The sequence below is a fragment of the Mesorhizobium bavaricum genome (assembly GCF_056781655.1).
Map to the genome: position 1 here is coordinate 4,028,599 of NZ_CM165566.1, position 25,520 is coordinate 4,054,118.

Below are 25,520 nucleotides of genomic sequence, written 5' to 3' on the forward strand. Positions count from 1 at the left end.
GTATATAGCGCGCGCCCAAAGCCTCAGATATCTGGGCCCCCTTTCGCTGTCTGGAACTGCCATGGAAGAATTTCACAAGGTTCGCCGGCTTCCGCCTTACGTCTTCGAGCAGGTCAACCGGCTCAAGGCCAGCGCCCGTTCGCGCGGCGCCGACATCATCGACCTCGGCATGGGCAATCCGGACCTGCCGACGCCCAAGGCCATCGTCGACAAATTGTGCGAGGTCGTGCGCGATCCGCGCACACATCGCTATTCCTCGTCGCGCGGCATTCCGGGCCTGCGCCGCGCCCAGGCCGCCTACTATAGCAGGCGCTTCGGCGTGAAGCTCAACCCCGACACGCAAGTGGTGGCGACGCTCGGCTCGAAAGAGGGCTTCGCCAACATGGCGCAGGCGATCACCGCCCCCGGCGACGTGATCCTGTGCCCCAATCCGACCTATCCGATCCACGCTTTCGGCTTCATCATGTCGGGTGGCGTCATCCGTTCGCTGCAGGTGGAGCCGGACGACGGTTTCATTCCGGCGCTCGAGCGTGGCGTCCGTCACTCGATCCCGAAGCCGCTGGCGCTGATCCTCAACTATCCGTCGAACCCGACGGCCCTGGTCGCTTCGCTCGATTTCTACAAGGACGTGGTGGCGTTTGCGAAGAAGAACGACATCATCATCCTGTCCGACCTTGCCTATTCGGAGATCTATTTCGACGGCAATCCGCCACCCTCGGTGCTGCAGGTGCCGGGTGCCATCGACGTCTGCGTCGAGTTCACCTCGATGTCGAAGACCTTCTCCATGCCCGGCTGGCGCATGGGCTTTGCCGTCGGCAACGAGCGGCTGATCTCGGCGCTGACGCGGGTGAAGTCCTATCTCGACTATGGTGCCTTCACGCCGATCCAGGTTGCGGCAGCACACGCGCTCAACGGTGATGGCGCCGACATCGCCGAGGTGCGCGACATCTATCACAAGCGCCGCGATGTGATGGTCGACTCCTTCGGCCGCGCCGGCTGGGCCATTCCGGCACCCGCGGCATCGATGTTCGCCTGGGCGCCGATCCCGGAACCGTTCCGGCATCTCGGCTCGCTCGAATTCTCCAAGCTGCTCATCGAACATGCCGACGTGGCGGTGGCGCCCGGTGTCGGCTTCGGCGAACATGGCGACGATTTCGTGCGCGTGGCGCTGGTCGAGAACGAGCACCGGATCCGGCAGGCGGCGCGCAACATCAAGCGCTTCCTGTCGAGCAGTGCAAAGCAACCCAACAATGTGGTGCCGCTTTCCGCTCACCGGTAAGTTTGCCGTACACAATTTGATCGAATTTTGAGGACGTCGCCGGCCATGGCTGAAGCACTGCGTGTTGGAATTGCCGGCCTCGGCACGGTTGGCGCGTCGGTGGCGCGCGTGCTGCGCGACAAAGCGGCGGAACTGACCCGGCAATGCGGGCGCGACATCGTCGTCACGGCGGTCTCGGCGCGCGACCGGAAACGCGATCGCGGCGTCGATGTCAGCTCGGCAAAATGGTTCGACGATCCGGTCAAGATGGCGCAGACCGCCGATATCGATGTGCTTGTCGAGTTGATCGGCGGCGACGAGGGCCCGGCGCGGTCGTCGGTGAAGGCGGCACTCGAAGCCGGCCGTCACGTCGTCACCGCCAACAAGGCGCTGCTGGCCAAGCATGGCGTGGCGCTGGCCGAAATCGCCGAGAAGCGCGGCGTCCTGCTCAACTACGAGGCGGCGGTTGCCGGCGGCATCCCGGTCATCAAGACGATGCGCGAGGCGATGGCCGGCAATTCGGTCACCCGCGTGTTCGGCATTCTCAACGGCACCTGCAACTATATCCTGACCCGCATGGAGGCCGAGGGCATCTCGTTCGACGCCTGCCTGAAGGACGCGCAGCGGCTCGGCTATGCCGAGGCCGATCCGACCTTCGACATCGAGGGTCACGACACGGCGCACAAATTGTCGATCCTGACCAGCCTTGCCTTCGGCACCAGGATCGCCGCCAACGATATCTACATGGAAGGCATTTCCAACATCACCCAGGCCGATATCCGCGCGGCCGGCGATCTCGGCTACCGGATCAAGCTGCTGGGTGTCGCGCAGCGCACCGACAGCGGCATCGAACAGCGCGTGCACCCGACCATGGTGCCGACCGCCTCGGTCATCGCGCAGGTGCATGGCGTCACCAATGCGGTGGCGATCGAGACCGATATACTGGGCGAACTGCTGCTTTCCGGTCCGGGCGCCGGCGGCAACGCCACTGCCTCGGCCGTCATCGGCGACATCGCCGATATCGCCAAGAGCCGGCCCGGCTTCCAGCACGGTCCGGTCTTCGGCCGGCCGGCCAAGGAGCTGAAACCCTACAAGAAGGCACAGATGCGCAGCCATGCCGGCGGCTACTTCATCCGGCTGACCGTGCATGACCGCATCGGCGTGTTTGCCGCGATCGCCAAGCGCATGGCCGACAATGACATTTCGCTCGAATCGATCGTCCAGCATGCGGTCAATGGTGAAGCGGCGGCGCAGAAGACGGTGATCCTCGTCACCCACGAGACGACCGAAGCCGCCGTGCGCAAGGCCGTCGACGGCATCACCAAGGATGGCCATCTGACCGACAAGCCGCAGGTCATTCGCATCGAGCGGGCAGGATAGCTCCCGTCTGGTCGCCGCGCGGAGGCAAGAATCCCGCCGGTATTGCGCATCGGTTGATGGCAATGAGCCACCACCCGACCGGAACGAATTGGCGTCGCCGCCGTTCTCTTGGTCAGCAACCAAAGGAACCGCTTCATGGCCGATACCAGCAAATCCGATAACCCCCACATCGACGACATCCAGAAAACGCTGGAAAAACAGATCGCTGAACTGCGCAAGGAGATCACCAAGATCAACAAGAGCATTTCGGCGCGGGGTGCGGAAATGCTCGATGACGCCAGCGAACAGGCTTCGGATTTCTACGAAACGGCCGCAGCCCGCGCGTCGCGGACCACCCAGCAATTGCGCAGCCAGGCCCAGGCGGTGTCGGAAGTCGCGCGCGAAAACCCCGGTACGACGACCGCCGTGGTCGGCGTGATCGGTCTGCTCGGCTTTCTGGCCGGTCTTGCCATTGGCCAGTCGATGAACGACACGCAGCAGCGCCGCTGGTATTGATCGCGTCGTGACGGAACCGGCCCCGCCGGCTCATTTCTCTGTTTTCAAAAACATCATTTCCAGGAGGGCATTATGGCTTCATCCATGTTGATCGGCATCCTGATCACATTCCTCGTCATCATCCTCGTTCTCTATCTGGTTCAGCGTCTGCCGCTCGACGCCCGGATGAGACAGATCGCCCAGATTATCGTCATCATCATCGGCATCATTTCCCTGCTCAAATATCTTGCGGTTTTCTAGGCCAGAAGGGTATCGAGTTTCACTTTTCAAGCCGGCCCGGTTCTTTGCGACCGGGCCGGCTTCGTTTCAAGAATGCGATTTAATCGATTGATATTGCTGGCTATTTGATAAAATTTTCGCCAGGTCTTGCCGTTGTCATGCTCGTTTGACAAAAGGGATGCGCCTCCGGCGGGAGGCCGCATATCAACGAGGAAATTGCCAAATGAATGTGGCCCAGAACATTGTCGCCGGCCTTGACCGGATACTCACCATGGAGCTGGTGCGCGTCACCGAACGGGCCGCCGTCGCGGCCGCCAGGCTGCGCGGTCGGGGCGACGAAAAGGCCGCCGACCAGGTCGCCGTCGACGCCATGCGCGAGGAGCTCAACCGGCTTGCCATCAAGGGCACGGTGGTGATCGGCGAGGGCGAGCGGGACCAGGCGCCGATGCTCTATATCGGCGAGGAAGTCGGCACGGGCAAAGGCCCGGCGGTCGATATCGCACTCGATCCGCTCGAAGGCACGACGATCTGCGCCAAGAACCTGCCCAATGCGCTTGCCGTCATCGCGATCGCCGAGAAGGGCAGCCTGCTGTTCGCGCCCGACGTCTACATGGAAAAGATCGCCATCGGCCCGGGCTATGCCTACGGCGTCATCGACATCGATGCCTCGCCGGCCGAGAACATCGCCAGCCTCGCCCGCGCCAAGGGTGTCGCGGTATCGGACATCACCGCCTGTATCCTCGACCGGCCACGCCACAGCAAGCTGATCGACGCCGTGCGCGCCACGGGCGCCGCGATCCGGCTCATCGGCGACGGCGATGTCGCCGGTGTCATCCACACCACGGACCCTGAGGAAACCGGCATCGACATCTATCTCGGCACTGGCGGTGCCCCGGAGGGCGTGCTGGCCGCGGCGGCGCTGCGCTGCACCGGCGGCCAGATGCAGGGCCGGCTGATCCTCGACACGCCGGAAAAGGTCGCGCGTGCCGCGAAGATGGGTATTTCCAATCCGAAACGGGTCTATCAAGCGGAAGACATGGCGCGCGGCGACGTGCTGTTCGCGGCCACCGGTGTCACCGACGGCAACATGCTGGCCGGCGTCAAGTTCGGCCGCAACACCATCACCACCCACACGATCGTGCTGCGCTCGTCGTCGCGGACGGTGCGCGAGATCAAGGCGCGCCATCAGGATCTGGACAAGTTCTAGTCTCTGTTGTTGGCTCGGGTGCTTGCGGACCGGCATCGCAGTTGTTAGCCCTGTGGCTGCATCGGATGATGCCGGCCGCAAGGAATTGACGATGAACCCGTTCGACTGGCACGCGGATCCGATTTCGCGCGCCACCGCCATTACGAAATCCTATCGCAATACCCAGAACGTGCGCCGCTTCTTCACCCGCGAATGCGGCGATGCGTTCAGGTTCGATCGGCCTTTCATGGCTTGGCTCAAGGACGGTGCGGAGAAGACGATGGGCGATGCGGCCGACGAATGGCTTCGGCGCCAGGCTGAAAAGCGGAAAGCGTCGTTTTCTTGAAATCTCCCTCGACGGCGCATCACCGCGAACCGCTTGGCTTTGCCTGCCTTTGGCCTAGAGCTTTGTTTTGGCGCAATTCCGGACGGAAAACCGTTTCACACTTTTCCTGGAATTGCTCTAAAGCGCGGCGCGCTCACGCGACGCGCTTTACGTTGTTGTTTGTGCATGTGGTTGTCCCAAAACCGCTGCACACTTTTTGGGCGACATGCATTATCCTGCGGCCAATTATGAGTTGGCAAACCGCATGACAGGCGAGAAACGCCTCTTCCTCGATATAAGGCAGTCGGCTACCGGGGTTTCCTGGGAGCACCGGCTGACTGAACGGCAGGACATGATTGCGCTCGCCATCGCGCAGGGCCACGGTGTGCCCGACATCGTCGCGCGGGTGCTTGCCGGTCGCGGCGTCTCCGCCGAGCAGACCGAGCGGTTTCTCGACCCGACGATCCGTGACCTTCTGCCGGATCCGGCATCGCTGACCGACATGGACGAGGCTGCGGCCCGCATCGCCGCTGCCGTGATGGCCAGGGAAAAGGTGGCGATCTTCGGCGACTATGACGTCGACGGCGCCGCCTCGTCGGCCTTGCTGAAGCGGTTCCTGGCGCATTTCTCGGTGCCGTCGGAAATCTACATTCCGGACCGTATTTTCGAGGGCTATGGTCCCAATCCGGAAGCCATGCGCGAACTCGTTTCGCGCGGCGCGACACTGATCGTCACTGTCGATTGCGGCACCAACAGCGCCGTTTCCATCGATGCCGCCAATGCTGTCGGCGCCGATGTCGTCGTGCTCGATCACCACCAGGTCGGCGGTGCTTTGCCGGCGGCAATCGCTGTCGTCAATCCGAACCGCGACGACGATCTTTCCGGGCAGGGTCATCTCTGCGCCGCGGGCGTGGTCTTTCTCGCCCTGGTGCAGACGGCCAGGATCCTGCGCGGGCGCATGGCCGATGCCACGCCGCCGGACCTGCTTTCGCTGCTCGATCTCGTCGCGCTCGCCACCGTCTGCGACGTGGTGCCGCTTGCCGGCGTCAACCGCGCCTTCGTCGTCAAGGGGCTGCAGATGGCACGCCAGCAGAAGAACGAAGGGCTCGCCGCATTGGCGCGAGTGTCGCGCATCGGCGAGCCGATCAGCACCTTCCATCTCGCCTATCTGATCGGCCCGCGCATCAATGCCGGCGGGCGCATCGGCGATGCCGCACTGGGCAGCCGCCTGCTTGCGACCGACGACCCGGTCGAGGCGCGCACCATTGCCGAAACGCTCGACCGCCTCAACCAGGAGCGGCAGTTGATGGAGCAGGAGATGCTGGCGGCGGCGCGCGCCGAGGCGGATGCCGAGCTGGCCGGCGGCAATGGCCCGGCGATCGTCGTCACCGCCAGCAACAACTGGCATCCGGGCATTGTCGGCCTGCTCGCGTCACGGCTGAAGGATCACGCGCGCCGGCCGGCCTTCGCCATCGCCTTCAACGCCAATGGCATCGGCACCGGTTCGGGCCGCTCGGTGTCGGGCTTCGACCTTGGCCGGCTGGTGCGCGAAGCGTCCGATGCCGGGCTGATCGTCAAGGGCGGCGGCCACGGCATGGCGGCCGGCATCACGGTGGAGCGGGCGAAGCTAGGCGAGCTCAGGGCGTTTTTCGAAGAGCGGGCGGCGGCCGATGTGTTCCGCCTGCAAGGCGAGGAAAGCCTGGCGATCGATGGTGCACTTGCCGCCGAAGGCGCGACGCTTGGCTTGCTCGACGCGCTGGAGAAGGCCGGACCCTTCGGCGCCGGGCATGCAGCACCGGTCTTCGTGCTGCCGCGTCATCGGCTGGCCGATGCACGGCCGGTTGGCACCAACCACATCCGCATCGAGCTGCAGTCGGAAAGCGGCGGCCGCATCCAGGCGATCGCGTTTCGCGCGGTCGATACCGCACTTGGCGAATTCCTGTTCAAGAACCGGGGCAAGACAATCCATGTCGCCGGCTCGCTTTCAGGCAATCACTGGAACGGCAACCGCACGGTTCAGTTTCGCATCACCGATGCGGCGCGTGCTTAGTCGCGCCAACTCAGCTTGCTGGCGCGTAACGCAGCAGTGTCACGCTCTGGGCAAGGCTTTCCGTGCCGAGCGGCCTCAATGTCAACAATGGGCCGGACTGGAAGTACGGCTTGCAGCGCCCAGCAAACGAGCATAACCAATTGCATCTTGCAATCGGGTTATGGCGAAGCGAACGAAATTGGAAGTGCGCAGCAGCATGCCCTGCACGGCGAACGGCAGATAGGCCTAGGCCAGAACGGACTGCAGCCGGGTCAGTTCGCCGATCTGCGCCATCGTCGCCTGATAGCCGATATTGATCGCCTCGTCGGCGCGGTGGAATTCGGTCAGGCCGATATGGCTGAGCTTCGGCTGCAGCGACATGTCAGGCGGATCGCCGGCAAGCCGGGCGCGGGAAATGCGGTCCTGGATGATGTTGAAGGCCTCGACCATGACGCCGGTGATGCCGAGCCGCGTCTGATGCGACTGGTGCTGGGGGTCGATGTGGCCGGGCCGCGGTGCGTCCTTTTCGACGACCAGTTCGCCGGCGCTGTGCTTGATGACGGCAGCGCGGCCGAACAGATCATAGTGAAGGTTGACCGCCACCACGAGGGGCTGCTCATAGGCGCGGCAGACCGAGACAGGAACCGGGTTGACCAGCGCACCGTCGACCAGCACGCGGCCATTGCAATTCACCGGCTCGAACACGCCGGGCAGCGCATAGGAGGCGCGCATGGCGGTGATCAATGAGCCGCTCGACAGCCAGATTTCGTGACCGGTGCGGATTTCGGAAGTGACTGCGACGAACGGCTTGACCAGGTCCTCGAAACGAATGCCGGCCATATGCTCGCGCAGCCGGGCGTCGAGCTTCATGCCGCCGAACAGGCCGCTGCCGCGCAGGTTGAGATCGAGCAGGCCGAAGATGCGCCGCTTGGTCAGGCTGCGGGCGAATTCTTCCAGTTCGTCCAGTTTGCCGGCAAGGTAGCAGCCGCCGACCAGCGCCCCGATCGAGGTGCCGGCGATCATCGAGACTTCGATGCCGGCTTCGTCAAGTGCACGCAGCACGCCGATATGTGCCCAGCCTCTGGCGCAACCGCCACCCAAGGCGAGCGAAATGCCGGTTTTCCCTGGCGGTGTTGTTTCGGATGCGCCGCCTGACGAGGACAGGCCATTGGCCTCCCTGACATCTGGTCTGTTACGCAATGACGCCCACTCGAGCATCATGATCTCCCTTGTCCCACGGCTAATATACAGGCGGGCCGTATCGAAATGATGAATCTATGTCGCTGATGTCAGGCAGAAGGTTCAAGCTGGTGGTTTCCGATAGATGTTTTCCGCATCGAACAGCGGCTTGCTGCCGTCGTCGGCAAGCGTCCCCTTGCCGTCAACCAGGCCCACCGTCCGATAAAAGCATGAACGTCGGCCCGTGTGACAGGTTGCGTCGTGGCCCAACACTTTGACGCGCAGCCACAATGCATCCTGATCGCAATCGGCGCGCATCTCGACGACATGCTGAAAATTACCCGAGGTTTCGCCCTTTTTCCACAACGCGTTGCGGGAGCGCGACCAGTAGTGGGCGATGCCTGTCTCCAGCGTCAACGCCAACGCTTGCGCATTCATGTGCGCAACCATCAGCAGCATGCCGTCCTCGGCGTCGGTGACGACGACCGTGACGAGGCCAGCTGCGTCGAAGCGCGGTGAAAACACCGCGCCTTCCTCGAGCGCCTTCTCGTCTGACGAAGCTTTGGGAAATTCCAGTGCCGACATCGCCGGTCTATTTTCCTCTTTGACCATGATCTTGTCCGAAAACCGGTCTCCACTTTTCGGGATCATGGTCTGGCGATATGGGCGAGGGCTTACACCCCGCCGCCGCGCACCATGGTGACGAAACGAACCTGTTCTTCGGGCGTGTCCTTGAAGACGCCGGTGAAGGTCGAAGTGAGGGTGGTTGAACCCTGCTTGCGGATACCGCGCATGGCCATGCACATGTGCTCGGCCTCGATCATGACGGCAACGCCGCGCGGATTGAGCACATCCTGGATGACGCCGGCGATCTGTGCAGTCAGGGCCTCCTGGGTCTGCAGCCGGTGGGCAAAGATATCGACCACGCGCGCGATCTTGGACAGGCCGACGACCTTGCCATCCGGCAGGTAGCCGACATGCGCCTTGCCGATGATCGGCACCATGTGGTGTTCGCAATGCGAGTGGAACTGGATGTCCTTGACGATGACCAGGTCGTCATAGCCGGCCACCTCCTCGAAGGTGCGGCCAAGCTCCTCCGCCGGGCACATGTCGTAGCCGCCGAACATTTCGCGAAACGCCTTGGCCACCCGCTTCGGCGTGTCGACCAGCCCTTCGCGGTCCGGATTGTCGCCAGTCCAGCGCAAAAGCGTGCGCACGGCGGCCTCGACTTCGGCTTCGCTCGGCCGGTCGGTGACCGGCTTCTCCATATAGGCTGACTGGGGCATGAGTTTCTTGATGACGGCATCCATAAAAGGCGTCTCCCGTAGTTCCTCTCGGCGGAGGAACGAGTTGAACGGACCACGACCTTTCGGTGTCGGAAACTCGCCCCGTTTCCAGCCCCGCAAGTGGCGTGAACTTCCCGGCAAGGACACTGGCTTTCGTTGTCTTGTCGATACCGGACTGCCAGCATTATATATGGTCATGACGAGCGAAAGGAAGACACGACAGCGGCAATCGCTGTTCGCTTGGCGGCGACGGATTGGAAAATAATGATCAACGACGTCTACAATGCGAAAATTCTCGGTTTTGCCGGAAACATCGCCCGCATCGGCCGCCTCGAGCATCCTGACGCGACCGCGAAAGCGCATTCCAAGCTGTGCGGCTCGACCGTCACCGTCGATCTCAAGATGGAGGACGGCGTGGTCACCGACTTCGCTCATGACGTGAAGGCGTGTGCGCTCGGCCAGGCGTCATCCTCGATCATGGCACAGCATGTCGTCGGCGCGAGTGCCGAAGAGTTGCGAGCCGTGCGCGACATTATGCTGAAGATGCTGAAGGAAAATGGCACCCCGCCCGACGGCCGCTTCGCGGACCTGAAATATCTGGAGCCGGTGCGCGACTACAAGGCGCGGCATGCGTCGACCATGCTCACCTTCGACGCGGTCGTCGATGCCATCGGCCAGATCGAGAAAAAGCGCGCCGAACAAGCGGCCTGATGGCAAGCTGGCGAGAGTGCCGCCTAGGAAGCTCCGCCTTAAGCCCGCGCTTCCAGCGTCCGTCTGCTTTCGGCAAATTCGCTTCTCAGCCAGTCGGCGAAGGCCGCGGCCGGCTCAGAGAGGTCGCGCAAGCTCCTGGCCACCAGCCAATAGGCGCCGGATGCGACGTCGATGTCGAACGGCTTGATCAGCGCGCCGGATGCGATTTCCCCACCGATCTGCAAGAGATCGCCCAGCGCCACGCCATGTCCGAGCACGGCGGCCTGTCTTGAAAGCGACGTATCAGCCAGGATAGGGCCGCGCGCGGGCACGGCATCGGCGGGTACGCCAGCCGCTTCGAACCAGCGTGCCCAACCCTGACGGTTTTCCTCGTGCAACAGCGTGTAGCGGCCAAGGTCGATCGGCTTCTCGAGGGCAGGGCCCGAGGCGAGCAGCGCCGGCGACAGCACCGGTGAATCGGCTGTCGAGGCAAGCCGCTCAGCTTCGCTGCGTGGCCACGAGGTGGCATGCGCGCTGAAGCGCAAAGCCAGTTCGGGCTGATCGCTGCGGAACTCGATCGGCCTTGGATCGACTTCGAGAGAGACGTCGATATCGGGCCGCAATTCGCGAAACCGATTGAGTCGGGGTACCAACCACATGGACGCAAGTGATGGCTCGACACTGACACGAACCACGGACTGCGCCGGTGTTGCCACCAATTCCCCGAGCAAGGTGTCGATGGCGTCGAAACTCTTGACCAGCTGATCCAGAAGCCGGCGGCCGGTATCGGTCAGTTCGACGCGGCGATGGTGACGTTCGAACAGGGGCCGGTGCAGGAAGATCTCGAGCTCGCGGATCTGCCGGCTGATCGCCGCCTGCGAGACGAAAAGCTCTTCGGCGGCCCTGCTGAAGCTCAGATGCCGGCCCGCCGCCTCGAAGCTCCTCAATGCCGTCAGCGGCAGGCGTCCGCGCTTCATTCGCATAACCCAGGATTATCCGAAGTGGAAATTATACTCGTTTGAAGGCGAAGGCCAGCGGCGGTCTAATCGCGCCAAAGGAGACATGACCATGATCCAGTTTCTGAGCATCTTCGGCGATGTCATGCGGATCGTGACGTTTCAATGGCGTGACGACAGAGGGCATGCAAGGCGCCGCGAAGGGCCGATCAGTCCTGGCCGCTGGGCGCCTTCGGTTGACAGGCAGCCGTCTCGCCGCTCCCGCCCGTGATGACGCAGAGGGTAAGTGTGGGGATTGCGTTCTCAGGGAGAAGCTCACATCTATCGCTTTGGAACGCGATACGGAGAAAACGGTGGGCCACCAGCATGGGCACGCGCATAGTGCCGGACCGCCAAAGCGCGGCCGCAACTGGCCGGGCCCGTGGCGCAAGACGCCGGGCCGGGTCCTGGGTACTTCGTTGGTCAGACTCTATCAGCTGACGCTGTCGGGCTTTGTCGGCAATTCCTGCCGGCACCTGCCGACCTGTTCCGAATATGCGCATGAGGCGATCGCCCGTCATGGCCTTTGGGCCGGCGGCTGGATGGGGTTTTTCCGGGTGCTGCGCTGCGGGCCGTTCGGGACGCATGGCATTGACCGCGTGCCGGAGGTGTTGGCGGATCGTTATGTCTGGTTCGCGCCGTGGCGGTACTGGCGGATCGGCGGCAAGCGCGGCCAGGCGCAAGGCTGATCGACCTGCCAAGCCTGTGCGGCCTTGCCGTTTACGATCTGGTAGGGTTAACGCCAGCCTGCACAAAGACTGCGCATTTGAGACAAAATCGAGACAAGAGACTTCGCTAAGCCGCTCGCGAACACCCCCTCTGGAGCGAGCATCAAATGCGTAACGTCGACCGTCTTCCCTTCATCTTTGCCGGGATCCTGTTCCTGCTCGCCTGGCTGCTGGGATTTCCGCTGCGCGCACAATCGGCGCCGCTTGGGGTTGTGCAGTGCACGCTCATCGTCGATGCCGGGAGCGGCAAGACGCTTTGCCAGGACGGCCAGAGGTTAAGCCCGGCTTCGACGTTCAAGGTGCCACTGTCGCTGATCGACGCGCGCGGATGATATGGCCACCGAAGTTGGTCGTCGTTCCCTTCGATGACCCGGAAAGGCGGGCGGCGATATCGCCGCTCTCGAGATCTTCGATCTCATCGAATCCGAGGTCGCGCAGAGATTTCGCCAGTTCGCCGGGAACGAAGAAGCTGATCCATGGCTCCCCGAGCGCCGCGACGCGCGCCGCATAAAAAGCCAGGGCGGCTTGCCCCGCCGCATCGCGATGCTCAGACGGTTCGCCATAGTCGAATACGACTTCCGACCCGGGGGTGCCTGCGATGTAGGACAGCGTGCTGTGGATCGCGTCTTTCGTCAGGTAGGGCACGACCCCCAGCCACATGAAAAAGCTTGGCTCGGTCGATTTCAACCCGGCCGAGGCCAGTTCCTCGGCCAGACGCTGCCGTTCGAAATTGACCGGCACAAAGGTGGTGGCCGGCGGTTCGGCAAGACGGGCATCGGCGATACATCTGCGTTTCCAGGCTTGGGTTGCCGGGTGATCGACCTCGAACACTGCGAGTTCAGGGTACGGATTGCGCAGTGAAAACGTGTCGAGGCCGGCGCCAAGCACGACGAGCTGGCGGACGCCACGGCGCACCGCTGCTGCCAGCCAATCCTCGGCAAAGCGGGCGCGCGCCGCCACGAACAGACGCATACGCCGGCCGCGGGCATCTTCTTGCGCAAGTTGCTGATCGGCGGGACCACCTTCGCCGAGAATCGCAATCGCGTATGGGTCACGAAACAGCGCCGCCTGCGGCGAGATCTGATGGAGCGCTCTCAAGCGCGCGACTCGCAGGGCGGTTTGGCTGGGGGATGCGTCTTCCATGTCGATAATTCCACCCGATGCCGGCGATGCTCGCAAGACTCGACGACCGGCCTGCGACATCTCTGGCGACATTTCCTGACAGCCAGGCCAATCAGCGCTCTTTACCTGACGCGGCGCTGCCTCTAAAACCCGCCCGCTGCCGGACGCATCCGGCTTTACCCACGACCACCCGCGCTCGTTTGCGGGACTGGATAGGAGAACCCCGTGCTGAATTCCATTTCCCTGACATTTCCCGATGGCTCCATCCGCGACTACGACGCGGCGATGACCGGTGCCGGCCTTGCCGAATCGATCTCGAAATCTCTGGCCAAGAAAGCGGTCGCCTACAGCATCGACGGCGTCGTGCGCGATCTTTCCGACCCGCTGGGCAAGTCCGGCAAGGTCGAGATCGTCACCCGCGATGACCCGCGCGCGCTGGAGCTCATCCGCCACGATACGGCACACGTGCTGGCAGAGGCCGTGCAGGAGCTGTGGCCGGGGACGCAGGTGACCATCGGGCCGGTGATCGAGAACGGCTTCTACTATGACTTCGCCCGCAACGAGCCGTTCACACCCGACGATTTCCCGGTGATCGAGAAGAAGATGCGCGAGATCATCGCGCGCAACAAGCCGTTCACCAAGGAAGTCTGGTCGCGTGACAGAGCGAAAAAGGTGTTTGCCGACAAGGGCGAGCGCTACAAGCTGGAATTGATCGACGCCATCCCGGCGGATCAGGACCTCAAGATCTACGCGCAGGGCGAGTGGTTCGACCTCTGCCGTGGCCCGCACATGGCCTCGACCGGGCAGATCGGCAACGCCTTCAAGCTGATGAAGGTGGCTGGTGCCTATTGGCGCGGCGACAGCAACAATCCGATGCTGACGCGCATCTACGGCACCGCGTGGGCAGACCAGGCGCAGCTCGAAGCCTATCAGACGATGCTGGAAGAAGCCGAGAAGCGCGACCACAGGAAACTCGGCCGCGAGATGGACCTGTTCCATTTCCAGGAGGAGGGACCGGGCGTCGTCTTCTGGCACGCCAAAGGCTGGAAGATGTTCCAAAACCTGGTCAACTATATGCGCCGCCGCCTCGACGAGCAGGGCTACCAGGAGGTCAACGCGCCGCAGGTGCTCGACAAGAGCCTATGGGAGACCTCAGGCCACTGGGGCTGGTATCGCGACGCCATGTTCAAGGTAACGGTCGCCGGCGACGATACCGATGATGATCGTGTCTTCGCGCTGAAGCCGATGAACTGTCCGGGCCATGTGCAGATTTTCAAGCATGGGTTGAAGTCTTATCGCGATCTGCCCGTAAAACTTGCAGAATTTGGCAACGTGCATCGCTACGAACCATCGGGCGCGCTGCATGGGCTGATGCGGGTGCGCGGCTTCACGCAGGACGATGCGCATATCTTCTGCACCGAGGAGCAGCTGGCGTCGGAGTGCCTGCGCATCAACGATCTGATCCTGTCGACCTATGCCGATTTCGGCTTCGACGAGATCAGCGTCAAGCTGTCGACGCGGCCGGACAAGCGCGTTGGCACCGACGAGGCGTGGGATCACGCCGAGGCGATCATGGGCAGCGTGCTGGAGACGATCAGGACGCGGTCCGGCAATCGGATCAAGACCTCGATCAATCCGGGCGAGGGCGCCTTCTACGGGCCGAAATTCGAATATGTGCTGAAGGATGCCATCGGCCGCGAATGGCAGTGCGGCACGACGCAGGTCGACTTCAACCTGCCGGAGCGTTTTGGCGCCTTCTACATCGGCTCGGATTCCGAGAAGAAGCAGCCTGTCATGGTGCATCGCGCCATCTGCGGTTCAATGGAACGCTTCCTTGGCATCCTGATCGAGAACTATTCCGGTCATTTCCCGCTGTGGTTCGCACCACTGCAGGTGGTGGTGGCGACGATCACGTCGGATGCCGACGGCTATGCGACCGAGGTGGTGGCAAAACTGAAGGCCGCCGGGCTGTTGGCGGAAGCCGATCTGCGCAACGAGAAGATCAACTACAAGGTCCGCGAACACTCACTCGCCAAGGTTCCGGTCATTCTCGTCTGCGGCAAGCGCGAGGCGGAGGAGCAGACGGTCAACATGCGCAGGCTCGGCTCGCGTGACCAGGAATCGCTTGGCCTTGCCGAGGCGATCGCGCAATTGACCGAAGAGGCGATCACGCCTGATCGCCGGCGCAAGCGCGCTGCCTGATCGGCATGGTCCCGACGAGAGGGCGGTGGAGCGATCCACCGCCCTTTTCATATCCCTGTCACGCCGACCTTGTAACGAGCCCTTATGCTCAAGCTGAAATTGCGCGAACGACCCTTTCCCGAGCTGTCCTATGCCAATCCGCGCCAGCCGGCGCTGACGCGCTGGTTCATTCATTCGGTCGAAGGCCTGTCGGGCCGCGACCGCTACACCGCACTTTATGATTTCTGGCGCCGCCAGGTCGTGCCGACCGGCGAGCGGGTGTTCAGCGGCATGCTCGACCTGATCGTGCGGACCGCGGATCAGTGGCCGCCAGTGCGATTGCCGGATACCCCGCTGGTCATCGTCGCCAACCATCCGTTCGGCATCGGTGACGGCATTGCCGTGCTGTCGCTGGCCGAGCAACTGGGGCGACCGTTCCGGGTGATGATCCAAAAGGACCTGCTCAAGATCCGCGAGATGGAACCTTACTCGCTGCCAATCGACTTTTCCGAGACCAAGGACGCCCTGAAGAACAACATGGCCGTGCGCCACGAGGCGGTGCGGCTGCTGAAAGAGGGCGTCGCCATCGTGGTGTTTCCGGCCGGCGGCGTCGCCACCGCGCCGAAAGGTTTTGGCCGGGCGCGCGACCTGCCGTGGAAGATGTTTCCGGCCCGTCTCGTCCAGGACGCCAGGGCGTCGGTCATTCCGATGTATTTTCACGGGCAGAACGGTCGGCTGTTCCACCTGGTCAGTGGCCCGATGAACATGGCCGAGAGCGATGGCCGCCTGGCGAAATTCGTCGGCAAGGCCTCGCTGACGCTGCGCACGTCACTGCTCACCCGCGAATTCGCGCGGCTGTCTGGCAAGGCGATCGACGTGCGCGTCGGCGATGTGCTGAGCTGGAGCGAGTTGGAGCCGCTGCGCGACCGCAAGGCCTTGCTTGATCGTCTCTATCGCGGTGTTTTCGACATGGCGCCAATTGTGGCGCGTCGCCGGCTTCCGTTTCTCCCCGCTCGGAGCAAGCTGGCGGCCTGAAATCAGCCAATCTGCGGTGGAAGGTTAGTCGGCGCCTTCCTCGGGGTCCATCGCCGCGGCCTCGGTGGCCAGAACCTCGATTTCCTGGTTCTGCCCGGCCACGACCGTAAAATCCTTTTGGTAGATGCGGTCGCGGTTCTTGGCGATAATGGTGTAGTCGCCCTCGGCGAGCACCATCGAGGCGAAGGCGCCAACGCTTTCCTTTATCGGATCGCCGGATTCGTTAAGCAGCGACCAGGACGTGTCGGCGATCGCCTCGCCGCCGGTCTCGCGCACCAGCTTCATCGTGATCTCGGCGGCGTGATGCTCGACGGTGGCTTCGGTCAGCTTGCCGGCCTCGACGCGGATGTCGGAGCGGATGACCGCGTTGACCGCGCCATAGGTCGAGACGACGTGGTAGGTGCCGGCGTTGAGCCGCACGACACTGTTGGGCTCGACATCGGGTATGATCAGCGCGCGCTCGCCATTCGGCTCGGCGGTGCCTTCGTAGATCGAGAAGCGCAGATTCTTCGGCGGAATGCGCACGCCGCCAGACAGGACGGCGTCGAGCTTGAGGCCGCCGGCGTCGAGCACAAGGCTTTCGCGCTTGGCGCCCTTGCCGACAACGGTGATGCGCTTGGTGGCGCCGGCCCGGCCATAGGAGGCATGAACCAGGTAACTGCCCGGTTCGAGCTGGAAGACGGCGGTGCCGCCATGCGCGGTGGCGACCATCGGCAATTTGCCGTTGACGGCCTCGGGCTTGAAGACGCGCCAGACGATGCCACGGGTGATCTCGGCGCCCTTGTCGGTCAACTGGGCGGACAAGGTGATGGCACCGCCGCTCCCGAGCGCCAGCGACCTCTCGCTTTTCGGCGTCGCGTAGCTCGAAATTCCGGGAAGCTTGAGATTGCCAACACCGTCCGCGTTCTGCGCCAAGGCGAGCGAAAACGGCGCCATGAACAGCAAGGCGACCAACCAGACCAGGAAAAGACGCAGTGTCCCCTCAAACATGCCTTGCGTTGAAGCCCATGGCAGTGGCAATTTCAAGGCTTAAGAGTCCGAGTGATACGACTCTTCCGTCCGGCGCGCGCCGCGCCATTGCCCGAGCCGCCCGAATTCCCGATGGTGCGCTTCAGCTCAAAACAGAGTGTGTTAGGAGACTTTGCGCCCATGGCGTCGCCGATCATCGACTTCCTGCTGACCCGAAACTCCGCACCGATCCCCGATTTGAAGGAGCCGGCGCCGAGCGATGCGGAGATCGCGACGATGATCGCCGCCGCCTCGCGGGTGCCAGACCATGGCCGGCTCGAACCCTGGCGCTTCATCCTCTACCGTGGCGACGCCCGCGTCGAGATCGGCAGACAGCTGGCGGCGCTTGCCGAGCAGCGGGAGGGGCCGTTGCCGGAAGGCCGCCGCAACCAGGAACTGGCGCGGTTCTCGCGTGCGCCGCTGGTGATCGGCGTGGTGTCGATCGCCAGGGAGAATCCAAAGATCCCGCAATGGGAGATGTTCCTGTCGGGCGGCATGGCGGCAATGAACCTGATGATATCGGCCAATGCTTTGGGTTATGGTACCAACATGATCAGCAACTGGTATTCGGACGTGCCGGAGGGCAGGGCGCTGCTCGGGCTGGCACCGCAGGAGCGCGTCATTGGCTTCATTCATATCGGCTCCTATGCGGGGCCGGCGCCGGAGCGGCCCCGGCCCGATCCGGAAAAGCTCTATGCCGATTATTCGGGGCCGTGGAACGGCTGAATGTTCTACGAGCCGTCAAAGGGTCATGGGCTGCCGCACGACCCGTCGAAAGCGATCGTGGCGCCGCGCCCGATCGGCTGGATATCGACAATGAACCGAGCAGGCGAGATCAACCTCTCGCCATACTCCTTCTTCAACGCCGTTTCGACGCGGCCGTTCATCGTCTGGTTTTCCTCTGAAGGCGAGAAGGACAGCGCTGCCTTCGCCCAGGAAACCGGTGAGTTCGTTGCCAACCTCGTCAGCCGCGATCTCGCCGAGAAGATGAACCGCACGTCCGTCAACGCGCCGCGCGGCGTCAATGAGTTCACCCATGCCGATCTTGCCATGGCACCCTCGCGTCTCGTGAAACCGCCGCGCGTGGCGGCAGCGCCTGCGGCGCTCGAATGCCGGGTGACAGAGGTCTTCCGGCCAAAGGCACTGGATGGATCGCCGACGAGCGCGGTCGTCGTCGCCGGCGAAGTGGTCGGCGTGTACATCGACGATGCCTTCCTGAAGGATGGCCTGTTCGATATCACCAAGGCCGGCAACGTCGCTCGCCTCGGCTATATGGACTATGCCAGCGTCAGCGAGGTTTTTTCGATGCGCCGGCCGCACTGGGGTAAAGACTAAGCCGAAATCCCGGCTGCCTTGGCACGGGCCAGAAGCCGCTCGGCCAGCCGCAAATGCGGGCGGTCGTACATCTTGCCGTCGATGCCGACCACGCCGGGATTCCCCGCCGCCGCGAACGCCGCGACGATTGCCGCCGATTGTTTGACGGCCTCGGCCGAAGGCGTGAAAGCGGCGTTGATGACGGGCACCTGGTCGGGATGGATCGCCATCTTGCCTGTGAAGCCATCCCGCTCGGCCTCGGCGCATTCCGCTTCGAAGGCCGCCATGTCGCGAAAATTCGGGAATACGGTGTCGATCGCCGCGACCTCAGCCTCGCCCGCGGCAAGGAGGGTCATGGTTCGGGCGAAGCGGAAAACATCAGTGTAGCGGCCGCGCTCGTCGCGGGCATTGCGCGCGCCGATCGCCGCCGACAGATCCTCGGCGCCCCAGGTGAGACCGGCGAGCCGTGCACTCGTCCCGGCATAGGTCGCCGCCGCCAGCACCCCCGCCGGTGTTTCGGTGATGATCGGCAGGATCTTGATCGCGCCGTCAGCGAAGCCGCTTTCGGCCTCGCGAACCCTGAGCTTTGCCGAGAGATGCTGCACGTCCTGGCCGCTGTTCGACTTGGGCAGCATGATGCCGTCGGGCTTAGCTGAAACAAGCGCCGCCAGATCGTCATCCGTCATGCCGGACGACAGATCGTTGACGCGCACGTAGATCGCCGAGCTGGTTTGCGCCCGGCGTTCAAGGATGAAGCGCGCCGCGATCTCGCGCGCCAGCGCCTTGTTCTGCGGCGCCACGGAATCTTCAAGGTCGACGATGATCACGTCGGCACCGGCACCAAAACTCTTTTCCAGCTTCCTTTCGGAATCGCCGGGGACGAACAGCAGAGAACGCATTCGTCAGCTGGCCTTCTTCAGCATCATTGCTTGCCTGGTGCATTTGGCGACGAGATCGCCGTTCTGGTTGTAGGCGCGATGTTCGAATTCGACGATGCCGCGATCCGGTTTCGACCTGGACTCGCGCACCGAAAGCACCGTCGTTTCCACCCGAATGGTGTCGCCATGGAAGACCGGATGCGGAAACACGGTCTCCTTCATGCCGAGATTGGCGACCGTGGTGCCGACGGTGATGTCGTTGACCGAAATGCCGATCATCAGACCTAGCGTGAAAAGCGAGTTGACCAGCGGCTTGCCCCATTCGCTCTTCGCCGCAAAGTCGAAGTCGATGTGCAGCGGCTGCGGATTCAGCGTCATGACCGAAAACAGCATGTTGTCGCTCTCGGTGACGGTCTTGCGCAGTGTGTGCTGGAAGACATGACCGACGACGAACTCCTGGAGATAAAGTCCGGCCATATCCTGCTCCTCTGCTGCGTATGGGGTTGATAGGCGCTGCATCCAGGGCTCGCAAGCCAGTTAATGAACATGGTGAACCGTTCGTAAACCATTTCTGCCTACCGTCTGCACGGGGCCAGGAGCATTCTGGCAAGGGGCGTAAGCAGGCGGTATGGTTGTTTCGCATTTTTTGAGATGGATTTGCACGGCCAGGGTCTCGGAGCGGGCCGCCGCGGCCAATGCTCTGGCTCGAGCGTACGTCAATTCCGACCTGCCTTTCGAGGACCGCTGCGCGGCCGAGGCGGCGCTGACACTCCTGCTTGATGACGCTTCCTCGAAGGTGCGGCTGGCGATGGCCGAGGCGCTGTCCATGAGCCTCCATGCGCCCTTGCAGATCATCAGCGCACTGGCCTCCGACCAGCCGGAAGTCGCCGGCGTGGTGCTGGCGCGCTCGCCGCTGCTGACCGACGCTGATCTGATCAACCGCGTGGCCAGCAGTCCGAAGGTGACGCAAAAGCTGATCGCCGACCGGCCGCTGGTTTCTATGGCCTTGTCGGCGGCCATCGCCGAGATCGGCGAGGCGGAAGCCTGCGCCGTGCTGCTCGCCAACAGCGGCGCCGACATCGCCTCGCTCAGCTTCCGCCGCATGGCCGAACGCCACGGCCATCTGCCTCTGGTGCGCGAGGCGCTGATATCGGACGCCCGCCTGCCTGCCGACTGCCGGCATATGCTGCTCGTCAAGCTTGGCGAGATGCTGAAAACGTCGCCGCTGGTTATGGCGTTGATGGGTGCGGCACGAGCCGACCGCGTCATGCGCGACGCCTGCGTCAAGGCTTCGGTGACGCTGATCGAAGGCACGCGCCAGGTAGAACATCCGGCGCTCATCGAGCATCTCAGGCTGCGCGGCGATCTCACCGCCAGCTTCCTCATCCGCACCATTACGCACGGCAAGGTCGATTTCTTCGGCTCGGCGCTGGTCGCGCTCAGCCAGCAGTCCGAACAAAGGGTGAGGACGCTGCTTGCCGGCGGGCACGATGTGGCTCTGGAGGCGCTGTTCCGCAGCGCCGGTCTCGCCGCCGTGACGCATGCCATCATCCTGCGTGCGCTGAAAATCTGGCGCGAGGTTGCCAATGGCAAGCGCGTCGCTGGTGTGCAGGAGGTCAGCTGGCTGATGCTCAAGGAATTGGGCGGACAGTCTGCCGAAGGCGATCTTGCCGCGCTGGTCAAGTCGATCCATCTCGATGCGCTGCGTGAAAATGCACGGGGCCATGCGCTGGCAATCGCCGCGGCCTGAAGTGTTCGATACGCAGGTGATGCCGGCCTGCAAATGGCGATTCCTGCCTGAATACGCTTAGCCACTCTAGCCCCGATCCTTCGCAAAAAAGTCCGGAAAATCCTCCATCGCGGCGGCAATGATGCGCAGCGAGGCCGCGATCTGCAGCATCTCGCCAGTGCCGTTGCGCTGTGCGATGCTCGCCGCATAGTCACGGGCGACAGCGATGGTCGACGTATGCGGATCGCCGGGGGCGCGAAAGAGCAGTTCGCGAGCCAGCCCCCTCAGGAAGTTGGCGATCGACAGCGCGGTCTCGGATGGAATGGCATGGCCCTGGCTTGCGCCGCGCAGCCGCAGGATCTCCAGGCCGACCGTGACGGCGACGACGCCGCCGCCGAGAACCGCATCGCCTTTCCTGCCGGCATTCTGCACCAGCGGCATCAGCTGGTTGATGCGGTCATAGGCGAGGCTCTCGAAGGCCGAACGCCTCGGCACGCGCTCATGCAGGCAAAGCCGCGCCAGGTCCTCGCGCATGGCGCGCACGATGCGGTTGGCCGCGAGCCACGGATCGGCGGGCAGCACGAGGATGAAGACACCTATCGCCAGCAGGATGCCGACCAGGACCGACGCCGAACCGGCGAAGAATGGGCCAGGATCATAGGTCATCCCCTGATGCGGACTGAGGAAGGCAAGGAAGTTGATGGCGAAGGCCGTCGCCACGCCGACATAGCGTGGATTGGCCATGGCCAGCGCCGTAGGCACCAGGATAGGCACGACAAACAGCATGAACCAGCCGAAGCCGGGCAACGCGGGCAATGCGATCTGGCCGACAAGAAAGGCAAAGGGTAGAGCGAGCAGCGTTCCCTTGAAGAAGCCCCAGGACACTTGCACGGGGTCGGGGCGGGCGGCAAACAGGCTCGACACGACGGCAACGAGAATGACCGTACCGGCCGCCTCTGACCATTTCGTCGTCAGCCAGAAGGCCGCGACCAGCAACGTGGCCAGGGCAGCGCGCACCGCATTGCGCGATGCGCCGGGGTAATCGCGATGCACCACCAGCGCGGGTTGCCTGCTGCCCCGCGCCGGGTGCGTGACAGGCGCGCGCAAGGCGTCGAGGCCGCGCAGCACCTGCTTGAGCGCCTCGGCGAAATCGGCGGCGATGGTGAGGCGGGTGATGGTGCCGACCCTGTCGTCGCCCTGATCTCTTGATGCTTCGGGCATTTGCCGTGCCTTGACCGAGATCGCGTCGAGCCGGGCCACCCAGGGTGCGGTGTCGTCCAGAGCGCCGGGTTTGGCCGCCAGCTCGCTGACAAGGGCCTGCAGCTCCGAGCGCACCGGAATGAGCGCCGCGTTTTTCGGGGCAGCGTGGGAATGCAGCGCGCGTGCCGCCGACAGGGCGGAGAGAAGTTGTCCAATGGTGCGCCGGACCGGATGCGCGCGCGGCGCGAAGCTCGGTGCTTCGAGCCTGGCATAGGCGCGCATCTCGCCAAGCGTCTGGGTGTCGGTGACCAGCTTTCGGTGCAGGCCCGACAGTGTTGCCGGATCACCACCGGAGAATGCACCACCGGCATAGGTGGCAAGATCGAGGATGCAGTGTTTCAGCCGCGAGATGATGGCGTCGCTGGCGAGTTTTGGCAGGATCAGCCGGCTGGTCAGGCCGGCGCAGACAATGCCGAGCACGATCTCGGCACAGCGTGCGACCGCGACATCGACGACGAGGTGCGGCTGTCCGAAGGCAGGCAGGCCGATGATCATCGCGGTGTAGCCGGCAAGGGCTGCACCATAGGCTTCGGGATTGCGCAGCAGCGATGAGACGAAGGTGCAGATGCCGATCCACACGGCAAGCACCGTCACCACCACCCAAGGGCCGGTGCCGACCACCGTCGTGATGCCGATCGCAGCTATGCCGCCAGCGAGCGTGCCGAGCAGCCGGTAGAAGCCTTTCGCCAGCACCATGCCGGCGACCGGCTGGGCGACGATGAACACCGTCATCATGGCCCATTGCGGGTGGTCGAGCTTGAGGGCGTAGGCGGCCAGAAGCGCGATCAAGCCCGCCGAAACGGTGCGCAGGGCGAAAATCCAGTCCGAGCGCGTTGGTTGCGTTAGTCCGGCCAAACTGGTCTCGAAATAGCCCTTCAGCCGCTCCCAGCTCACATGCCCGTCTCCGCAAGTTGAGCCTGTTATGGACCGGCGGGCGCCTAGATATCCAGCACTTCCGTTGCGGCGAATTCGGCGCGTTCCTGGATAAAGCGGAAGCGGGCTTCCGGCTTGGTGCCCATCAGCGCGTCGACGGCGTCTTTGGTCGCGGCCTCGGCATCGATGACATCGATGCGAAGCAAGGTGCGCTTCCTCGGATCCATGGTGGTTTCCTTGAGCTGTGCGGCCATCATCTCGCCCAGACCCTTGAAGCGGCCAAGTTCGACCTTGCCGCGCCCAGTGAATTCGGTGCGCAGCAGCTCGTCCTTGTGCGCGTCGTCACGGGCATAAGCGACCTTGCCGCCTTGCCGGATCGAGTAGAGCGGCGGCACCGCCAGATAGAGGTGGCCGCCACGCACCAGAGCCGGCATCTCCTGGTAGAAGAAGGTGATCAGCAGCGAGGCGATGTGGGCGCCGTCGACGTCGGCGTCGGTCATGATGATGACGCGGTCGTAGCGCAAATCCTCGTCGCGATATTTCGACCGCGTGCCGCAGCCGAGCGCCTGGATCAGGTCCGAAATCTGCTGGTTGCCGGCGAGCTTGTCGTTGCCGGCGCTGGCGACATTGAGGATTTTTCCGCGTAGCGGCAACACGGCCTGGCTGGCGCGGTCGCGCGCCTGCTTGGCCGAGCCGCCAGCCGAGTCACCTTCGACAATGAACAGTTCGGCGCCGGCCGCGGCATTTTGCGTGCAGTCGGCGAGCTTGCCCGGCAGCCGCAATTTGCGCACCGCGCTCTTGCGCGACACTTCTTTTTCCTGGCGCCGGCGAACCCGCTCGTCGGCGCGCGCGATCACCCATTCGAGCAGCTTCGACGCCTCCTGCGGATTGTCGGCCAGCCAATGGTCGAATGGATCGCGGATCGCGGTCTCGACAATGCGGATTGCCTCGATGGTCGCCAGCCGGTCCTTGGTCTGGCCGACGAATTCCGGCTCGCGGATGAACACCGACAGCATGCCCGCCGCCGAGATCATGACGTCTTCCGAGGTGACGATCGAGGCGCGCTTGTTGCCGACGAGATCGGCATAGGCGCGCAGGCCCCGTGTCAGCACGTTGCGGAAGCCGGCCTCGTGGGTGCCGCCTTCTCCGGTCGGGATGGTGTTGCAGTAGGAATTGATGAAGCCGTCGCCGCCAAACCAGGTCACCGCCCATTCGAGCGAGCCATGGCCGCCTTGCTTGTCGCTCTTGCCGGCGAAGATTTCGCGCGTCACCTGGAACTCGTCGCCGAGCGATGCCTTGAGATAGTCCTTCAGGCCGCCAGGAAAATGGAACTCGGCCTTGGCCGGCGTCTGGTCCTTTTCCTTGATCAGCGACGGGTCGCAGGTCCAGCGGATTTCGACGCCGCCGAACAGATAGGCTTTCGAGCGCGTCATGCGATAGAGCCGCGCCGGTTCGAATGCCGCGCCCTTGCCGAAAATCTGCTCGTCGGGATGGAAGCGGATTTTTGTGCCGCGCCGATTGTGAACCTCGCCCAGCTGCTCCAGGCCGGTTACCGGGACGCCGCGCGAAAAGCGCTGGCGATAAAGTTGGCGGCCACGCGCGACCTCGACCTCGAGATGGTCCGACAGCGCATTGACCACGGAAACGCCGACGCCGTGCAGGCCGCCTGATGTTTCGTAGACCTTGGAGTCGAACTTGCCGCCCGAATGCAGCGTCGTCATGATCACTTCGAGCGCCGGCTTCTTGAATTTCGGATGCGGATCGACGGGGATGCCGCGGCCATTGTCGGTGACGGCGAGATAGCCGTCGGCCGAGAGTTCGACATCGATGAAGGTGGCATGGCCAGCGACCGCCTCGTCCATCGAATTGTCGATGACCTCGGCGAACAGGTGGTGCATCGCCTTGTCGTCGGTGCCGCCGATATACATGCCTGGCCGGCGGCGCACCGGCTCCAGCCCTTCCAGCACCTCGATGTCGGCGGCGCTATAGCCCTCGCTGCCATCCTTGGTCGCGGCAGGACGCTTGGTGGCTTGCACCAGCGGATCGGCCGGGCGCGCCGGCGTGCGCACCGGCGGCGGCTGCTTGTCCAGATTGCCGAAAAGGTCGTTGTTGTCGTCCATGCCTGCCATAGAGTCCGATGCTGCGAATCACCTCGCGATACTGCCACGCTTTTCAGCGCCAAGCGACGGAGGTTCCTGTTCCGTTCGGGGGATTGCCCCGTCTTAACCCAAAACCATTCGATAACCAAGCCGGCGGAAATAGGTCAAATGCCGCCGCACAAGATTCCTGATTCTTTAACAATGCCGCCTAGCGTGAGCCCAACAAAACAAGAAACTACGGGCTATCAGGG

The 25,520-nt window shown here is 63.4% G+C and carries 24 protein-coding genes and 1 pseudogene; 15 read left to right on the forward strand and 10 right to left on the reverse strand.

The features are described from left to right. Window positions 1-61 precede the first annotated feature (61 nt). From AC1RZR_RS19810 to recJ, 7 genes are all read left to right on the forward strand, one after another. Window positions 62-1,279 carry an LL-diaminopimelate aminotransferase gene (locus AC1RZR_RS19810; protein WP_481825693.1) on the forward strand — a complete coding sequence of 406 codons (1,218 nt, stop codon included), beginning with the start codon at window positions 62-64 and terminating at the stop codon, window positions 1,277-1,279. Between the two features lie 45 nt (window positions 1,280-1,324). Beyond that, complete coding sequence (locus AC1RZR_RS19815; protein ID WP_477279220.1) at window positions 1,325-2,638, forward strand: homoserine dehydrogenase; 1,314 nt, start codon at window positions 1,325-1,327, stop codon at window positions 2,636-2,638. Window positions 2,639-2,773: 135 nt separating this feature from the next. Next, window positions 2,774-3,133 carry a hypothetical protein gene (locus AC1RZR_RS19820; protein WP_477279222.1) on the forward strand — a complete coding sequence of 120 codons (360 nt, stop codon included), beginning with the start codon at window positions 2,774-2,776 and terminating at the stop codon, window positions 3,131-3,133. Window positions 3,134-3,205: 72 nt separating this feature from the next. Continuing rightward, window positions 3,206-3,373, forward strand: coding sequence for a Thivi_2564 family membrane protein (locus AC1RZR_RS19825; protein ID WP_258593979.1), 168 nt, complete (start codon window positions 3,206-3,208; stop codon window positions 3,371-3,373). 202 nt (window positions 3,374-3,575) lie between these two features. Continuing rightward, a complete protein-coding gene (gene glpX, locus AC1RZR_RS19830; protein ID WP_481825694.1) occupies window positions 3,576-4,559 on the forward strand; it encodes a class II fructose-bisphosphatase in 984 nt (327 codons plus the stop codon). 91 nt (window positions 4,560-4,650) lie between these two features. Continuing rightward, window positions 4,651-4,884 (forward strand): DUF6434 domain-containing protein, encoded by a 234-nt coding sequence (locus tag AC1RZR_RS19835; protein WP_481825695.1) that lies wholly within the window; start codon window positions 4,651-4,653, stop codon window positions 4,882-4,884. 244 nt (window positions 4,885-5,128) lie between these two features. Beyond that, window positions 5,129-6,913 (forward strand): single-stranded-DNA-specific exonuclease RecJ, encoded by a 1,785-nt coding sequence (gene recJ / locus AC1RZR_RS19840; RefSeq protein WP_481825696.1) that lies wholly within the window; start codon window positions 5,129-5,131, stop codon window positions 6,911-6,913. Window positions 6,914-7,138: 225 nt separating this feature from the next. Here the strand turns inward: recJ and AC1RZR_RS19845 are convergent, their stop codons facing one another. From AC1RZR_RS19845 to folE, 3 genes are all read right to left on the reverse strand, one after another. Next, complete coding sequence (locus AC1RZR_RS19845) at window positions 7,139-8,110, reverse strand: patatin family protein (RefSeq protein ID WP_477279230.1); 972 nt, start codon at window positions 8,108-8,110, stop codon at window positions 7,139-7,141. An 84-nt stretch (window positions 8,111-8,194) separates the two neighbouring features. Then, window positions 8,195-8,656, reverse strand: a complete 462-nt coding sequence (gene hisI / locus AC1RZR_RS19850) for a phosphoribosyl-AMP cyclohydrolase (protein WP_481829084.1) — start codon at window positions 8,654-8,656, stop codon at window positions 8,195-8,197. A gap of 89 nt (window positions 8,657-8,745) precedes the next feature. Continuing rightward, on the reverse strand, window positions 8,746-9,381 hold the full coding sequence (gene folE / locus AC1RZR_RS19855; RefSeq protein WP_477279232.1) for a GTP cyclohydrolase I FolE: 636 nt from the start codon (window positions 9,379-9,381) through the stop codon (window positions 8,746-8,748). Window positions 9,382-9,621: 240 nt separating this feature from the next. Here folE and AC1RZR_RS19860 point away from each other — a divergent pair, with 240 nt between their 5' ends. Further along, complete coding sequence (locus AC1RZR_RS19860) at window positions 9,622-10,068, forward strand: iron-sulfur cluster assembly scaffold protein (protein ID WP_477279234.1); 447 nt, start codon at window positions 9,622-9,624, stop codon at window positions 10,066-10,068. Between the two features lie 38 nt (window positions 10,069-10,106). Here the strand turns inward: AC1RZR_RS19860 and AC1RZR_RS19865 are convergent, their stop codons facing one another. Then, window positions 10,107-11,024 carry a LysR substrate-binding domain-containing protein gene (locus tag AC1RZR_RS19865; RefSeq protein ID WP_477279236.1) on the reverse strand — a complete coding sequence of 306 codons (918 nt, stop codon included), beginning with the start codon at window positions 11,022-11,024 and terminating at the stop codon, window positions 10,107-10,109. Window positions 11,025-11,356: 332 nt separating this feature from the next. Here AC1RZR_RS19865 and yidD point away from each other — a divergent pair, with 332 nt between their 5' ends. Both yidD and AC1RZR_RS19875 read left to right on the forward strand, forming a co-directional pair. Beyond that, complete coding sequence (gene yidD, locus AC1RZR_RS19870; protein WP_379103995.1) at window positions 11,357-11,731, forward strand: membrane protein insertion efficiency factor YidD; 375 nt, start codon at window positions 11,357-11,359, stop codon at window positions 11,729-11,731. A 146-nt stretch (window positions 11,732-11,877) separates the two neighbouring features. Further along, a pseudogene (locus AC1RZR_RS19875) lies at window positions 11,878-12,087 on the forward strand (class D beta-lactamase); the annotation flags it as partial. Here AC1RZR_RS19875 and AC1RZR_RS19880 read toward each other — a convergent pair. Then, complete coding sequence (locus AC1RZR_RS19880; RefSeq protein ID WP_481825697.1) at window positions 12,065-12,913, reverse strand: SAM-dependent methyltransferase; 849 nt, start codon at window positions 12,911-12,913, stop codon at window positions 12,065-12,067. The pseudogene AC1RZR_RS19875 and the gene AC1RZR_RS19880 overlap by 23 nt on opposite strands. Before the next feature lie 204 nt (window positions 12,914-13,117). Between AC1RZR_RS19880 and thrS the strand changes: the two genes are divergently transcribed. Continuing rightward, window positions 13,118-15,094 carry a threonine--tRNA ligase gene (gene thrS / locus AC1RZR_RS19885; protein ID WP_477279244.1) on the forward strand — a complete coding sequence of 659 codons (1,977 nt, stop codon included), beginning with the start codon at window positions 13,118-13,120 and terminating at the stop codon, window positions 15,092-15,094. An 84-nt stretch (window positions 15,095-15,178) separates the two neighbouring features. Then, window positions 15,179-16,108, forward strand: coding sequence for a lysophospholipid acyltransferase family protein (locus AC1RZR_RS19890; RefSeq protein WP_481825698.1), 930 nt, complete (start codon window positions 15,179-15,181; stop codon window positions 16,106-16,108). A gap of 24 nt (window positions 16,109-16,132) precedes the next feature. Here the strand turns inward: AC1RZR_RS19890 and AC1RZR_RS19895 are convergent, their stop codons facing one another. Continuing rightward, a complete protein-coding gene (locus tag AC1RZR_RS19895) occupies window positions 16,133-17,098 on the reverse strand; it encodes an RgsD C-terminal domain-containing protein (protein ID WP_481829085.1) in 966 nt (321 codons plus the stop codon). A 159-nt stretch (window positions 17,099-17,257) separates the two neighbouring features. Between AC1RZR_RS19895 and AC1RZR_RS19900 the strand changes: the two genes are divergently transcribed. Both AC1RZR_RS19900 and AC1RZR_RS19905 read left to right on the forward strand, forming a co-directional pair. Then, window positions 17,258-17,842 carry a nitroreductase family protein gene (locus tag AC1RZR_RS19900; protein WP_477279248.1) on the forward strand — a complete coding sequence of 195 codons (585 nt, stop codon included), beginning with the start codon at window positions 17,258-17,260 and terminating at the stop codon, window positions 17,840-17,842. Then, window positions 17,843-18,451, forward strand: a complete 609-nt coding sequence (locus tag AC1RZR_RS19905; RefSeq protein WP_477279250.1) for a flavin reductase family protein — start codon at window positions 17,843-17,845, stop codon at window positions 18,449-18,451. On the opposite strand, the gene AC1RZR_RS19910 is transcribed toward AC1RZR_RS19905, so the two are convergent. Together AC1RZR_RS19910 and AC1RZR_RS19915 are read right to left on the reverse strand one after the other, a co-directional pair. Further along, window positions 18,448-19,329, reverse strand: coding sequence for an HpcH/HpaI aldolase/citrate lyase family protein (locus AC1RZR_RS19910; protein ID WP_481825699.1), 882 nt, complete (start codon window positions 19,327-19,329; stop codon window positions 18,448-18,450). The genes AC1RZR_RS19905 and AC1RZR_RS19910 overlap by 4 nt on opposite strands. Window positions 19,330-19,332: 3 nt before the next feature. Continuing rightward, window positions 19,333-19,785 carry a MaoC family dehydratase gene (locus AC1RZR_RS19915; protein WP_477279254.1) on the reverse strand — a complete coding sequence of 151 codons (453 nt, stop codon included), beginning with the start codon at window positions 19,783-19,785 and terminating at the stop codon, window positions 19,333-19,335. Between the two features lie 151 nt (window positions 19,786-19,936). Here AC1RZR_RS19915 and AC1RZR_RS19920 point away from each other — a divergent pair, with 151 nt between their 5' ends. After that, window positions 19,937-21,058 (forward strand): DUF2336 domain-containing protein, encoded by a 1,122-nt coding sequence (locus AC1RZR_RS19920; RefSeq protein ID WP_477279256.1) that lies wholly within the window; start codon window positions 19,937-19,939, stop codon window positions 21,056-21,058. A gap of 66 nt (window positions 21,059-21,124) precedes the next feature. Here AC1RZR_RS19920 and AC1RZR_RS19925 read toward each other — a convergent pair whose 3' ends face one another. Then, a complete protein-coding gene (locus AC1RZR_RS19925; RefSeq protein ID WP_481825700.1) occupies window positions 21,125-23,191 on the reverse strand; it encodes an FUSC family protein in 2,067 nt (688 codons plus the stop codon). 44 nt (window positions 23,192-23,235) lie between these two features. Continuing rightward, on the reverse strand, window positions 23,236-25,290 hold the full coding sequence (parE, locus tag AC1RZR_RS19930; RefSeq protein WP_477279260.1) for a DNA topoisomerase IV subunit B: 2,055 nt from the start codon (window positions 25,288-25,290) through the stop codon (window positions 23,236-23,238). Window positions 25,291-25,520 lie beyond the last annotated feature (230 nt).

Coding starts and splice junctions, on each gene's coding strand:
- AC1RZR_RS19810 (WP_481825693.1), top strand. CDS start 62: ATGGAAGAATTTCACAAGGTTCGCCGGCTTCCGCCTTACGTCTTCGAG.
- AC1RZR_RS19815 (WP_477279220.1), top strand. CDS start 1,325: ATGGCTGAAGCACTGCGTGTTGGAATTGCCGGCCTCGGCACGGTTGGC.
- AC1RZR_RS19820 (WP_477279222.1), top strand. CDS start 2,774: ATGGCCGATACCAGCAAATCCGATAACCCCCACATCGACGACATCCAG.
- AC1RZR_RS19825 (WP_258593979.1), top strand. CDS start 3,206: ATGGCTTCATCCATGTTGATCGGCATCCTGATCACATTCCTCGTCATC.
- glpX (WP_481825694.1), top strand. CDS start 3,576: ATGAATGTGGCCCAGAACATTGTCGCCGGCCTTGACCGGATACTCACC.
- AC1RZR_RS19835 (WP_481825695.1), top strand. CDS start 4,651: ATGAACCCGTTCGACTGGCACGCGGATCCGATTTCGCGCGCCACCGCC.
- recJ (WP_481825696.1), top strand. CDS start 5,129: ATGACAGGCGAGAAACGCCTCTTCCTCGATATAAGGCAGTCGGCTACC.
- AC1RZR_RS19845 (WP_477279230.1), bottom strand. CDS start 8,110: ATGCTCGAGTGGGCGTCATTGCGTAACAGACCAGATGTCAGGGAGGCC.
- hisI (WP_481829084.1), bottom strand. CDS start 8,656: ATGTCGGCACTGGAATTTCCCAAAGCTTCGTCAGACGAGAAGGCGCTC.
- folE (WP_477279232.1), bottom strand. CDS start 9,381: ATGGATGCCGTCATCAAGAAACTCATGCCCCAGTCAGCCTATATGGAG.
- AC1RZR_RS19860 (WP_477279234.1), top strand. CDS start 9,622: ATGATCAACGACGTCTACAATGCGAAAATTCTCGGTTTTGCCGGAAAC.
- AC1RZR_RS19865 (WP_477279236.1), bottom strand. CDS start 11,024: ATGAAGCGCGGACGCCTGCCGCTGACGGCATTGAGGAGCTTCGAGGCG.
- AC1RZR_RS19880 (WP_481825697.1), bottom strand. CDS start 12,913: ATGGAAGACGCATCCCCCAGCCAAACCGCCCTGCGAGTCGCGCGCTTG.
- AC1RZR_RS19890 (WP_481825698.1), top strand. CDS start 15,179: ATGCTCAAGCTGAAATTGCGCGAACGACCCTTTCCCGAGCTGTCCTAT.
- AC1RZR_RS19895 (WP_481829085.1), bottom strand. CDS start 17,098: ATGTTTGAGGGGACACTGCGTCTTTTCCTGGTCTGGTTGGTCGCCTTG.
- AC1RZR_RS19900 (WP_477279248.1), top strand. CDS start 17,258: ATGGCGTCGCCGATCATCGACTTCCTGCTGACCCGAAACTCCGCACCG.
- AC1RZR_RS19905 (WP_477279250.1), top strand. CDS start 17,843: ATGTTCTACGAGCCGTCAAAGGGTCATGGGCTGCCGCACGACCCGTCG.
- AC1RZR_RS19910 (WP_481825699.1), bottom strand. CDS start 19,329: ATGCGTTCTCTGCTGTTCGTCCCCGGCGATTCCGAAAGGAAGCTGGAA.
- AC1RZR_RS19915 (WP_477279254.1), bottom strand. CDS start 19,785: ATGGCCGGACTTTATCTCCAGGAGTTCGTCGTCGGTCATGTCTTCCAG.
- AC1RZR_RS19920 (WP_477279256.1), top strand. CDS start 19,937: ATGGTTGTTTCGCATTTTTTGAGATGGATTTGCACGGCCAGGGTCTCG.
- parE (WP_477279260.1), bottom strand. CDS start 25,290: ATGGACGACAACAACGACCTTTTCGGCAATCTGGACAAGCAGCCGCCG.